The sequence below is a fragment of the Pedobacter frigiditerrae genome (genome assembly GCF_032678705.1).
In the GTDB taxonomy this organism is placed as follows: Bacteria; Bacteroidota; Bacteroidia; order Sphingobacteriales; family Sphingobacteriaceae; genus Pedobacter; species Pedobacter frigiditerrae_A.
The window spans coordinates 2,558,997-2,571,150 of the sequence record NZ_JAVTSS010000001.1 but is presented as its reverse complement, the minus strand read 5'-3'; the positions used below and the strand labels follow the sequence as shown (position 1 = coordinate 2,571,150).

Genomic DNA, 12,154 nt, shown 5'->3' with positions numbered 1-12,154 from the left:
ATTCGATTTATAGTTAAAACGAATATATAAAAATAGCTATAACTTTGTACAGGCATAAATTTATGAAATATTCTCGTCTCTTTATTCTGTTATTTGTCATTCTTGCATCTATGGGCGCAAAAGCTCAAGGAACAACCGAGAATGTTATTTGGCCTGTTTTGGGTAAAAATGATACCATTCGAGTTGCAGCTACCAATGATGGCGGTTACATGATTCCTTGGATTGCTTTGCAAGAGGTTAAAATTATGGGGCAGCGTATTTGGCGTTCGGCAGCAGACCAAGCTGCTTTTAATAGGTTAAGGTATAATGTGTTAAAGGTAATGCCCTATGCGTTATATGCCAAAAGGCGCTACGAAAAACTAGAGCGTGATTTAGCTTTGGTTGATGATAAAAAAACGCAAAAAAAATTGGTAAAAGAATGTGATAATGAGATCAAAAAAATGTTCAATACCGAAATTAAAGAACTGACCATTACTCAAGGTCAGATATTAACCAAATTAATTGATAGAGAAGTAGGCAGAACAACTTTTGACATTGTTAAGCAAACAAAAGGTGGCTTTGCTGCGTTCTCGTACCAACTGGTGGCAAGGGTTGTAGGTCATAACTTAAAAACCACCTATAGTGCCACAGAAGACAGGGATATTGAATCTATCATTGTCAATTCTGGTTACTACCAATAATATATGAATTCTAACCAAACGATATATCCATTTAAAGCTAAGTTGCTAAGTGGAAAGGAAAAGAACTTGTCTGATTTTAATGGCAAAGTTGTAATGATTGTGAACACTGCATCAGGCTGCGGGTTTACGCCACAATTGAAAGAGCTCCAAGAATTAAGAGATGAATATGCAGATAAGGGATTTGAAATTTTAGGATTTCCATCAAACGACTTTGGTGGGCAAGAACCTTTGGATGGTGCAGCAATTAATGAATTTTGCGAAGTTAACTTTGGAGTTCAATTTCCCATGTTCGAAAAAACAATGGTTAGGGGAGAATTAGCTCATCCATTATTTAAATTTTTGAGTGATAAAAAATTGAATGGCCATGTAAGTTCCTCACCAAGATGGAATTTTCATAAATACATCATCGATAAAAAAGGAGAAGTAGTAGATTATTTTTATCCCTTTACAAAACCAAGTTCTTCAAAAGTAAAAAAGAAAATTCAGCGCCTGCTGGATGAAAAATAATTGAATAATAGAATGAAAGAATGATAGAATGAAGGAATGATGGAATGAAACACAAAATAGCAAATATTCAATCATTCGAAAATCACTCATTCAAAATTAATATAGATGAAATTAGATATACTTGTATTGGCTGTACACCCAGATGATGCCGAATTAGGCTGTTCTGGAACAATTTTAAAACATATTGCCTTAGGTAAAAAAGTAGGAATTATAGATTTTACGCGAGGCGAATTAGGTACACGAGGCACAGCCGAAACTCGTGATTTGGAAGCTGCAGATTCTGCTCAAATCTTGGGTTTACACGCTCGTGAAAACTTAAGGTTTAGAGATGGTTTTTTCAAAAATGATGAAGAGCATCAATTAGAAATTGTAAAGATGGTTCGCAAATACCAACCAGAAATTATCTTAACCAATGCTTTGCATGATCGTCATCCGGATCACGGTAGGGCTGGAGATTTAGCAAATGATGCTATTTTTCTATCAGGCTTAAGAAGGATTGAAACTGAGGTTGATGGGGTAAATCAAGAAGCTTGGCGACCAAGATTAGTTTTGCAATACATTCAAGATAGATACATCAAGCCAGAAGTTATAATTGATATTACAGATTTTATGGACAAAAAAATAGAATCTATAAAAGCCTTTAAAACCCAGTTTGCTAGTAGTGATACAAGTGAGCCTCAAACGTATATTTCCACTCCTGAGTTTTTTGATTCGGTAATTGCTAGGGCTAGAGAGTTCGGAAAGAATATTGGCGCTAAATATGGCGAAGGTTTTACTTCAAGGAAATTATTAGGGGTTGATAACCTTTTCAATTTACTTTAAATAGTTTCATTTTGACCTCTGCTTTATAACAAAGCGGCTAATTATTTGTTACTCTAAAAACGAATAATTATGCCAAATATATTTTCTTCTCTTAAAAACGCTTACAAACTTTTTAAGCATATTGATTTTAATCAGCTCGATGCTTTATCTAAAAAAGTAGACTTGCCAAAAATGGTCGAGACTATTTCGTCGTTGGATGAAAAGCAATTATCAGGGATGATGAAAATGATGGGTGGCAATGGCAAGAAAAAGGAATTACCTCCAATTGAGGGTGATTTTTATCATCTAGGTGATGAAGCCTTAAAGGATGATGATCGAGAATTGCAACTTAAAGTTAGGGCTGTTTTAGAAAAGGAAGTAAAGCCATTAGTAAATCGTTATTGGAATAAAGCCGAATTTCCATTTGAAATCATCCCAAAATTAGCCGAATTAAATATTTGTGGTTTAACTTATCAGGGTTATGGTTGTCCGGGTAAGTCAAATTTAATGGAGGGGATTTTGGCGATGGAAATGGCTAGAATAGATACTTCAGTTTCTACATTTTTTGGTGTGCAAAGCGGCTTAGCAATGGGCTCTATCTATTTATTAGGTTCTGAAGAACAGAAGCAAGAATGGTTACCATCAATGCAACAATTTAAATTGATTGGTGCTTTTGGATTAACGGAACCTGAAGTTGGTTCTGGTGCCGCTGGTGGCTTGGGTACAACGGCAAAAAGACAAGGAAATAAATGGATTATAAATGGTCAGAAAAAGTGGATTGGAAATGCTCCCTTTGCTGACGTGACTATAATTTGGGCAAGGGATTTAGCTGACGATGAGGTAAAAGGATTTCTCGTTAGAAAAGGAAATCGTGGTTTTGCAGTAGAAAAAATGCGTGATAAGATGGCACTTCGAATTGTGCAAAATGGATTAATTACACTAACCAATTGTGAGGTTGATGAGCAAGACAGGTTACAAAATGCAAATTCATTTAAAGACACTGCTAAAGTTTTAAAAATGACCAGAGCTGGTGTTGCTTGGCAAGCAGTTGGTTGCGCAAGAGGAGCTTATGAAGCAGCCTTAAAGTACACCCAAACTCGTAAACAATTTGGCAGACCAATAGCCTCGTTTCAATTGATACAAAATCACTTGGTAGAAATGTTATCTAATTTAACGGCGATGCAAACTTTATGTTTTAGATTATCGCAACTGCAAGACCAAGGTTTATTAACTGATGAACACGCTTCTTTAGCTAAAGTATTTTGCTCTATGCGAACTCGTGATGTGGTAAGTAGAGCAAGAGAGGTGATGGGCGGAAATGGTATTTTATTGGAATATGATGTGGCGAGATTTGTTGCAGATGCCGAAGCGATTTACTCTTATGAAGGCACAAAAGAAATTAATACCCTAATTGTTGGCAGAGCGATAACTGGTTTTTCTGCATTTGTTTAACTATTTTTAAAGTATGAATTTACGTTATCCTTTCTTTGTTTGCCTTTTATTTATCGGATTTACCAGCTCGGCTCAAAAAGAATTGGTACAAATTAAACCTGCCAAACCTGAAATTGGAGAAAAGGTTGTCATCAGTTTTTTATCTAAAAACTTAACATTAAGGCCTGTTTTAACATTTAGCTACAGCAACTTTTTTGAGATGGCTAATACAATTCCGCTAATTCAAAATGGTAACCATTGGGAAACTTCTTTTGTGGTGCCTAGATATGCAAAATATGCCTCATTCTATATTAAACAAGGTGATAGTACTTATCGGCCAGATGCCAAAAGCCACTATGAACTTATTTTTTACAAACATGGTAAACCAGTTTTTGATACTTATTTGTACAAATCTTATAGTTTAAGTACTCAAATGGGTAAATCTGATTCTTTAAAAATAAAGGTTAATCATTTGATAGAGAAAGAAATAGCACTTTATCCTAATAATTACGCAGCCAAGCTAAAACTCTTGGCGAACAAAATGGCAGATGATAAGCCAAATGCCCAAAAATATTTAAAGGAAGCCTTGATGCTGATTGAGAATAAATTGAATGAAAATCCTACGCAAATGGGTAACATTAATCAAGTAACAATGGGTTATTTGATAATGGGAGAAAATAAAAGGATAGACACTTTAAAAGCGATGCTTTTAAAGAAATATCCAAAGTCTGAAGTTGCTTATGAATATCTTTATGAAGATGCCTACAAAACCAAAATTGAAACAGAGCGGATTAAAAAATTAGAGCAATTGTTAGCCTATACTACAAATGGTGAAAGTTCAACACTATCTGGGATTCATCAAAAGTTATTTGAGTATTATGCTAAAGTAAAAAATGAGAAGAAAGCATTGCAACATGCTAGGGTCGTAGCTGCTGTTCAAAATCCTTGGTTACCAAAAGAAATTAAAGAGCTAGCTTTTACACTTGCAGAGAACAATTTAGCATTAGATACCGCCTTAAAGTATGCTGAAAAGTCTCTCAAGATGGTTGAAGAATATCCATTCGGAGTAATTAGGTATTTTCCTGAATATGGTTACATTCCTGGTTATGTTGCTAATAAGCCTGCTTTAATTCAACAGCAAACAGGAGAAATATTATCAATAATTGGAAATATCTATGTAAGACAAAAGAAATATGCTTTAGCAGAAGAAAAATTAAATCAATCTATTGCACTCTCAAAAAATATTGCTGTATATAATAATCTTGCTTACTTATATGAGCAAACTAATCGACCAAAATTAGCATTTGATGCCTATAGAAAAATTCTTTTACAAATGCCTGTAGATTCAGCCATACTATCTTCTTTTAAAAAGAATTATTTAGCTTATAATGGCAAATTTGATGGTTTTGAAGAGCAGTTAACATTGATGCAACAGGATTGGGAAAAACTTAATTTGCCTAAATTACAGGCTGGAAAATTAAACATCACTGCCCCAATGTTTTCAAATGTTTATGACATGAAAGGTCAATTGGTTGATCCTACAGTTTTCAAAGATAAAGTTGTGGTTTTAGATTTTTGGGCAACTTGGTGTGTACCATGCATTGAGGGATTTCCATATATGCAGAAGGTTTACAATCAATATGCTAAAAATAAGGATGTTGTATTTATGATTATGAACTCTGGTTCAAAAAATAGTTTACAAGATGCCATAACCTGGGTTAGCAATAATAAATTCACTTTTCCTATTTATTATAACGATCGCAAATTGGCCGAGGCTTTTAATGTAAATACTATTCCATCTACTTTCATTATCGATAAATCTAGTAAAATTCAGTACAAGACAGTGGGTTTTGAAGGTCCAATTATGGAAGCTAAATTATTGCTTGAAATTAAGGATTTGTTAGCTCAATAAATGGTGCTGATGAAACAAAGGATCAAAAGAAGCTGCAGATTTGCAGATTTAATTTTTTATAATCTGCGAATCTGCGGCCAAAATTAACGGCTATGGAATGGATTTTTAATTAACCCAAAATTACCCATTGCACTTTTTTCATAAAGAGCAAAGCAAGATGAATTGTATTTTACATCGAAATTTACTGCTCCTGGAGAAAGACTTGTTGGTACATTTACTCCTTCCATAAAGTAATAGACTTTCGTGTTTCCATATTTACTGTGCGGCATCAAATTTCCGTAATCAATGAATTGCGCATTGCTTGTATCCTTAACGGTAACTACATAAATTCTTTGGATTGGTCCGGTATTATTGTCATTGCGATAAGTAGCCAACTCCTTAAAACCACCTTTCAAATCTTCAATTCCAGGTTGTGTAAACATATCTTTAAAAACCCATCCAATAATAACAAACACGATGATGAGGATGAATATATTTTGTTTTTTTATGCGCATTGTTTATTTAAGATAGATTTATATTGGCTGGTAAGAACACCAGCCAAGGAGTTAAGCTATTTTTATTTTGGTTGATGAGAACACTAACCAATGAATTTGATTGTAATCAGCGAATCTGTGGCTAAAGAATTAAAGTGTTAGCAAAATCTTTTCCATCACTTCCATTCCCAAATCGATATGTTTTTTTTCTATGCATAACGCAGGGCGGAAACGAATAGTCTGATTACCACAACCCAAAAACATAACATTATTTTCCATCCCTTTTTGCACAAAGGCATTACGCAGATCCTTAGTGGGAAAATCGAAAGCGCACATTAAACCACGACCACGAACATTACTCATCTTATCATATTTTTGAGCTAATTGATGTAAATGATTTTGTAAATAATTGCCAACTTCAGCAGCATTGTCACACAATTTGTCTTCTTCTAAAATGTTTAGAATTTGCGTTGAACGAACCATATCTACTAAATTACCACCCCAAGTAGAATTGATACGTGAAGGAATATTAAACACATTGGTTTCTATTTCTTCTACTTTTTTGCCAACTAATATTCCGCAGATTTGCATTTTTTTGCCAAAGGCGACAATATCCGGACGAGCTTCTTCACTAAAATGTTGGTGACACCAAAACTTGCCAGTTAAACCAACTCCAGTTTGAACTTCATCATAAATTAAAAAAGCCTCATTTTCATCAGCCAGTTGGCGAAGTTGAATTAAGAACTCCTCACGTAAATGGTTATCTCCGCCTTCAGATTGTATTGGTTCTATGATGATTGCACAGATTTCATCTTTGTTTTCAGCAAATGCCTGTTTAACTTGAGCTATTGATAAGGTTTCGGTTTCTTCGGCAGTTGCCAAATTATTGCCAGTTAATGGAAATTTAACCTGAGGAATAGAAACCCTTGGCCAATCGAATTTTGCATACCATTTAGTTTTATCTGGTAAGGTGTTGGTTAAACTCAAAGTGTAGCCAGTACGGCCATGAAAAGCTCTTTCAAAGTGAAGTACTTTGAAACCCTTTTCTTCTTTATAACCTTTGGCAAAATTCTTTTGAACCTTCCAGTCCATTGCTACTTTAATTGCATTTTCTACAGCTAAAGCACCACCAGCTATAAAAAAGGCATGGGGTAAATAGGAAGGTATTCCAACTCGGCCAAATGTTTTAACAAACTCTGCATATTGTTGAGTATAAACATCAGAGTTTGAAGGGTTTGCCATTGCGGCTAACAATAAATTATGTTTAAAAGCTTCATCGTTTACCATTTTAGGATGATTATATCCCAATGGAACAGAAGCAAAGCAAGTAAAAAAGTCTAATAGGTTTCGGTTATATTTCGAATCATAAATATAAGCTCCATTACTTTTCTCCATATCATAGGTGAGGTCGAAACCATCAGCTAAAATATGTTGTTGTAAAGTTTTGTTTACTTGGTCGGGTGCTACACTTAATTTATACATAGGTAATACATTTTGGTCTGTTCAAAAGTAATGAAATGTGCCAAATTATCAAATTTAGGCTGTTTTTAGACTCTGAGTCTAAAAACTAGGTTTAAATGAACTAAAGTTAGTTTTTGCTAAAAAGTTGATGATAAATTAAGAAATGTGGAAAACTTAAATCTTGAATTTATCTGAAATCCTGCTTTTTGGAGGTGATAAAATTTAGAATTTACCAAATTAATAATGACTACCTTACTGAACATTTAAAAACAGGGTTATGAGATACGGAGTAGTGATTAGTTTTAATTCGACAAAAGGGATTGGCAATATTAAAGATAATAGTACCAACATAGAATATGGTTTTACTAAAGCAGATTGCCCGCACGAAGTAGAGATTTTAGATGAGGTTGCTTTTGAGGTAACGACAGAAAATCATAAAATGAGGGCAATCAATGTTAAGCCATCATAGCTTATTTCAAATCATCATTCAATTTATCTTTCATCCCTAAAATACCAAGTAATCCACCGGTGTGGATAGCTAATATTCTGGCTTCTTTTTTAAAAAAGTTTTTATTGTATAAATCATTAATGGCAAAAAACATTTTGGCGGTATAAACAGGGTCTATTAGCATTCCAGTTTCTGCAGAAAATATTTTAATGAATTTTAAGAGTTCTGGTTTTGTTTTGGCGTAACCGCCGAAATGATAATCAGTATGTAAATTCAGTTTATTTAAATCCGATTCGTATTTGCTTATTTCTTTTTCAATAAATTCCCCACCTTTTAAAACTGGGATAACATTTAATTGAGTGTTTAAGCCTGCTTGATTTATTCCCTTTAACAAGCCTGCTGCTGTTGTTCCTGTTCCTGCTGCACAAAAAATGTGGTCGTAATTTTCGGTTAGTTCTGTTATAATTTCTGCACAACCTAAAGTCGCCTCTTCACTTGCACCACCTTCATCGATAAAATAGGCTTGATGGTCATTGCCAAAATGTTCATCAAATAGTTTTTGCTTGTTTTTATAACTTTCTCTGTCGGTAAATATTAATCTCATCCCAAATAACTTACAAAGCAATAACATTTCGTTTTCTACTTGTTCGCCACGTACAAAAGCTGTTGCCTTCAAATTATTTCTTGAGGCAGCTGCGGCAGTTGCCACTAAGTGATTAGAATATGCGCCGCCAAAACTTATGAGATGTGTTTTTTCTTTAGCAACTACATCCTTTAAAATATATTTGAGTTTCCGCCATTTATTTCCAGAAATATAAGGGTCAATTAAATCATCACGCTTAACCCAAATTGGGTTTAACGATTGAAAATTGATTTGATGGATTGGACTATAGATTTGCATTAAACAAAAAAAGCTTCCCCAAAGAGAAGCTTTTTTAATGATGTTTTAAAATATTATTTGCCTATGCCGAAACCAATACCAGCGTTAAGGAAACCGTATTCGGCTTGTGTATAGGAGCTATAAAATCTAAAGAAACCTAAGTTTAACTGAAAGCCTAATGCAGCTTTTAAGCCACTAATGTCATCGTTTTTAAGTGAAACAGGATCTGTGAATGTAGCAGAGCCCGCTGCAGTTTGAAATTCATAAGTGCCGTAAGCATTTAAGCTAGAGTTTGATGAATGATATCCAACACTAGCAAATGGGGTAAAGAATGCTATCTTTTTAGAAATAATAGCTTCTGCTTGAAACCCTTTAAACTTAATTTCTAAATCTTGATTGTCATACTTTCCATTATTTACATCAAGTTCTTTAGTATATGTTGTATTTGTAAAGCCTAAAGCTACAGCTAAGTCAAACGGGACAAGTTTATCTTTTTTACCCATAATTAATGGAAGTAATTCAATCTTGGCACCTGCTCCAAATTGGTCGATCTTGCCAAAATCACTTCCTAATTTTACACCAGGAATATAACGTAGTGATACATCGATATTTTTAGGTAAACCAACAGTTAATTGAATTTGCGGAGATGGTGCAAATTTTAAGCCAGTACCTTGTGGTAAATTAAATGTTTGCACAACAGTATTTCCTGAATAAACTTCCATTTTAGAACCTACAGCATTATTTCCAATAATTGCTGGGCCAATACCGTTTGAGCCTGATGCTGGTCTAATGGATGTTAATCCTAAAGAATTTGTATTATATGTTTGATCTTTAGTCGGAACAAAAGCTGCAGTTACCGTTACCCTTAAATCAAATCTTAAAAAACTTTTTGTTTTAGCTGTATTGTTCCAGCCAGAGTTAAATCCAATGCCCATCCCTTTGAAGAGAGGATTCATGTAGGCATCTACTAATTTAGTAGCATCTTGAGGAGAAGATTTAAATAATTCACCTAAATCATCTTGAGCCATCAAGTTTAATGGCAATAAAAAAGCACTAATAACAACTAAATGTTTTAGTGGAGAGCGTTTTTTGTTCATTTTTTCGTTTATCTGATTGGTTATCAGGGACGAAAATATATTTTTCTTAGCAGATAAGGAAAAAAGTTTAGAACAATTTTAACATTTTGGGTAAAGTTTTCCATAGGTTGTACTTTATTATTGGTGATTTTACAATAACAAAAACTAAGCCATTTGGTTTTTTTTAAAATTATCAAATTGTTAATCCTATTTTTGCAGCATGGAAAACAATAATATTGATCAGGAAGAAGAGCAGGATTTATTTGAGCATTTTAATATTGTTGTAGATAAAGGACAGTCTTTGCTTCGTATTGACAAGTTTTTGATGCACCGCCTAGAGAATGCATCAAGAAATAGAATTCAGAATGCCATAGATGCTGGGAATGTTTTGGTTAACAAGAAAACAGTTAAATCAAGTTATAAGGTTAAACCTAATGACGAGATTTCCATTGTATTTGCTCATCCACCACGTGATACAGAGGTTTACCCGGAAGATATTCCGATAGATATTGTTTATGAGGATGCTGATTTATTGGTTGTAAACAAACCAGCTGGTATGGTTGTCCATCCAGGTTTTAACAATTATACAGGCACCTTAGTAAATGCATTGGCTTATCATTTTGAGCAATTACCAACTTTGCCAGGTAATGATGGTAGACCAGGTTTAGTACACAGAATTGATAAAGATACATCAGGACTTTTGCTAATTAGCAAAAACGAAATTACAATGACCAAACTGGCTAAGCAGTTTTTTGACCACACAATTACCCGAAAATACATAGCACTAGCTTGGGGCGATATAGAAAAGGACGGTAGAGTAGAAGGTTTTATTGGTCGTAGCTTAAAAAATAGAATTATCATGGATGTGTATGATGATGAAGAAAAAGGTAAATGGTCTGCTACAAACTATAGTGTTTTAGAGCGTTTAGGTTATGTGACTTTAATTAGCTGCCAATTAGAAACTGGGCGTACACATCAAATCAGAGCACATATGCAACATATTGGTCACCCATTATTTAGTGATGCAAACTATGGTGGCGATAAAATTTTGAAAGGCACAACCTTTACTAAATACAAACAGTTTGTAAGCAATTGTTTTGAAATGTTGCCTCGCCAAGCTTTACACGCACAAACTTTAGGTTTTATACATCCAACTACACAAAAATACATGGAGTTTCAGGCACCATTGCCAGAAGATTTTAAATCTGTATTGTTAAAATGGAGAAATTACGCAGCATTGCCTCAATAAATTTATGTCTACCTACATTTTATTTAACGATGAATTTTTCGCTTCAGAGCAAGCTGTAATTAAAGCTAGTAATCGCGGTTTTAAATTTGGCGATGGCTTGTTCGAATCTATGCGAATGTGTAATGGGAAATTGCAATTTGCAGAGCAACACGCCGACCGTTTAAAAGCTGGAATGAAAGCCTTAAAAATGGAAGGCCATGCGCTGTTAGATGAATATTTTTTAAGGCAAAAGACCGCGGAGTTGCTCAAAAAGAATAAATTAAATGGGAATGTACGTTTTAGACTTTCTATTTATCGCGATGGAGAAGGTTTGTATACACCACAGAGCAACAAGGTTGGTTATTTATTAGAAAGCATTCCCCTAGAGCAACCTCAGTATGAACTTAATCAGAAAGGTTTAATTATTGATGTTTATGACGATTTAACTAAGCAAATAGACAAGCTCGCTAACTTTAAAACTAGCAATGCATTATTGTATGTAATGGCTGGGCTTTTTCAAAAACAGCATCGTTTAGATGAAGCAATGATTTTAAACCAAAATGGTTTTTTATGCGAAAGTACAAGTTCAAATATCTTTGTTGTATATCAGAACCAAATTTATACACCTGCCTTGTCTGAAGGTTGTGTTGCAGGCGTAATGCGAAGTGTTGTTTTAAAGCTGGCTAAAATGCACAATCTACCTTTAATAGAAGCACAAATCAATCCAGATATTTTAAACGAGGCAGAAGAGGTTTTTGTAACCAATGCCACTAGCGGAATTAGATGGGTAATGGGCTATGGAAAAAAGCGTTATTTTAACGAAGTAGCAAAGGACTTGAGTACAAAATTAAATGGGTTAATTTAATTAGTCTGAAAATCCGTGAAGTACGAAGTTGAATATTAAGCGAACTTTTTAAGGATTAGAAAATGAATGTTAGTGATTCTTAGGGGAATTCAGTCCTTCTTTCCATTTCAAGTTCCGATGAAGAATCGGAAGCTTTCCATTTCAATAAGGTTTATTTAACAAAGTTGCTGGTTCTTGGCTTATGCAACCCTAAATAGTAGCATAAAACCTGCGTAAACTAAACGGGATAGTAGCGAAAATCCTTTTACAAAGTCCCCTTTGGGGGATTTAGGGGTAAAAGATTGTAGTGCATAGCCCGACTAACTTTAATCAATGCTTTTGATTTGCTTTTCTAAAACTTATTAAAAAACTTTGTGCTCAGCAACTGTGTACGATTAACCTATTAACCAATT

The 12,154-nt window shown here is 34.2% G+C and carries 12 protein-coding genes; 8 read left to right on the top strand and 4 right to left on the bottom strand.

Annotated elements, in window-relative coordinates; translation table 11 throughout:
• The first annotated feature begins 62 nt into the window (after nucleotides 1–62).
• From R2Q59_RS10295 to R2Q59_RS10275, 5 genes are all read left to right on the top strand, one after another.
• The gene (locus tag R2Q59_RS10295) at nucleotides 63–680 is read left to right on the top strand and encodes a DUF4294 domain-containing protein (protein WP_316785444.1); all 618 of its coding nucleotides are present in this window, start codon (nucleotides 63–65) and stop codon (nucleotides 678–680) included.
• Between the two features lie 3 nt (nucleotides 681–683).
• Nucleotides 684–1,187: a glutathione peroxidase gene (locus tag R2Q59_RS10290; RefSeq protein WP_316768509.1), complete on the top strand. Its 504-nt coding sequence runs from the start codon at nucleotides 684–686 to the stop codon at nucleotides 1,185–1,187.
• Between the two features lie 105 nt (nucleotides 1,188–1,292).
• The gene (bshB1, locus tag R2Q59_RS10285; RefSeq protein ID WP_316768507.1) at nucleotides 1,293–2,009 is read left to right on the top strand and encodes a bacillithiol biosynthesis deacetylase BshB1; all 717 of its coding nucleotides are present in this window, start codon (nucleotides 1,293–1,295) and stop codon (nucleotides 2,007–2,009) included.
• A 69-nt stretch (nucleotides 2,010–2,078) separates the two neighbouring features.
• The gene (locus R2Q59_RS10280; protein WP_316785443.1) at nucleotides 2,079–3,440 is read left to right on the top strand and encodes an acyl-CoA dehydrogenase family protein; all 1,362 of its coding nucleotides are present in this window, start codon (nucleotides 2,079–2,081) and stop codon (nucleotides 3,438–3,440) included.
• Nucleotides 3,441–3,453: 13 nt separating this feature from the next.
• A complete protein-coding gene (locus R2Q59_RS10275) occupies nucleotides 3,454–5,331 on the top strand; it encodes a redoxin family protein (protein ID WP_316785442.1) in 1,878 nt (625 codons plus the stop codon).
• A gap of 83 nt (nucleotides 5,332–5,414) precedes the next feature.
• Here the strand turns inward: R2Q59_RS10275 and R2Q59_RS10270 are convergent, their stop codons facing one another.
• Nucleotides 5,415–5,825, bottom strand: a complete 411-nt coding sequence (locus R2Q59_RS10270; RefSeq protein ID WP_316768500.1) for a hypothetical protein — start codon at nucleotides 5,823–5,825, stop codon at nucleotides 5,415–5,417.
• A 129-nt stretch (nucleotides 5,826–5,954) separates the two neighbouring features.
• Nucleotides 5,955–7,286 (bottom strand): L-lysine 6-transaminase, encoded by a 1,332-nt coding sequence (gene lat / locus R2Q59_RS10265; RefSeq protein WP_316785441.1) that lies wholly within the window; start codon nucleotides 7,284–7,286, stop codon nucleotides 5,955–5,957.
• A gap of 256 nt (nucleotides 7,287–7,542) precedes the next feature.
• On the opposite strand from lat, the gene R2Q59_RS10260 reads away from it, so the two are divergent.
• Nucleotides 7,543–7,734 (top strand): hypothetical protein, encoded by a 192-nt coding sequence (locus R2Q59_RS10260; RefSeq protein WP_316768495.1) that lies wholly within the window; start codon nucleotides 7,543–7,545, stop codon nucleotides 7,732–7,734.
• A gap of 1 nt (nucleotide 7,735) precedes the next feature.
• Here R2Q59_RS10260 and R2Q59_RS10255 read toward each other — a convergent pair whose 3' ends face one another.
• Together R2Q59_RS10255 and R2Q59_RS10250 are read right to left on the bottom strand one after the other, a co-directional pair.
• Nucleotides 7,736–8,614 (bottom strand): 1-aminocyclopropane-1-carboxylate deaminase/D-cysteine desulfhydrase, encoded by an 879-nt coding sequence (locus R2Q59_RS10255; protein WP_316768493.1) that lies wholly within the window; start codon nucleotides 8,612–8,614, stop codon nucleotides 7,736–7,738.
• Nucleotides 8,615–8,667: 53 nt separating this feature from the next.
• Entirely contained in the window at nucleotides 8,668–9,690 is a 1,023-nt protein-coding gene (locus R2Q59_RS10250; protein WP_316768491.1) for a DUF6588 family protein, read from the bottom strand.
• 199 nt (nucleotides 9,691–9,889) lie between these two features.
• Here R2Q59_RS10250 and R2Q59_RS10245 point away from each other — a divergent pair, with 199 nt between their 5' ends.
• Together R2Q59_RS10245 and R2Q59_RS10240 are read left to right on the top strand one after the other, a co-directional pair.
• Nucleotides 9,890–10,918, top strand: a complete 1,029-nt coding sequence (locus R2Q59_RS10245; RefSeq protein ID WP_316785440.1) for an RluA family pseudouridine synthase — start codon at nucleotides 9,890–9,892, stop codon at nucleotides 10,916–10,918.
• Nucleotides 10,919–10,922: 4 nt separating this feature from the next.
• Nucleotides 10,923–11,762, top strand: a complete 840-nt coding sequence (locus tag R2Q59_RS10240; protein ID WP_316785439.1) for an aminotransferase class IV — start codon at nucleotides 10,923–10,925, stop codon at nucleotides 11,760–11,762.
• The last annotated feature ends 392 nt before the right edge of the window (nucleotides 11,763–12,154 follow it).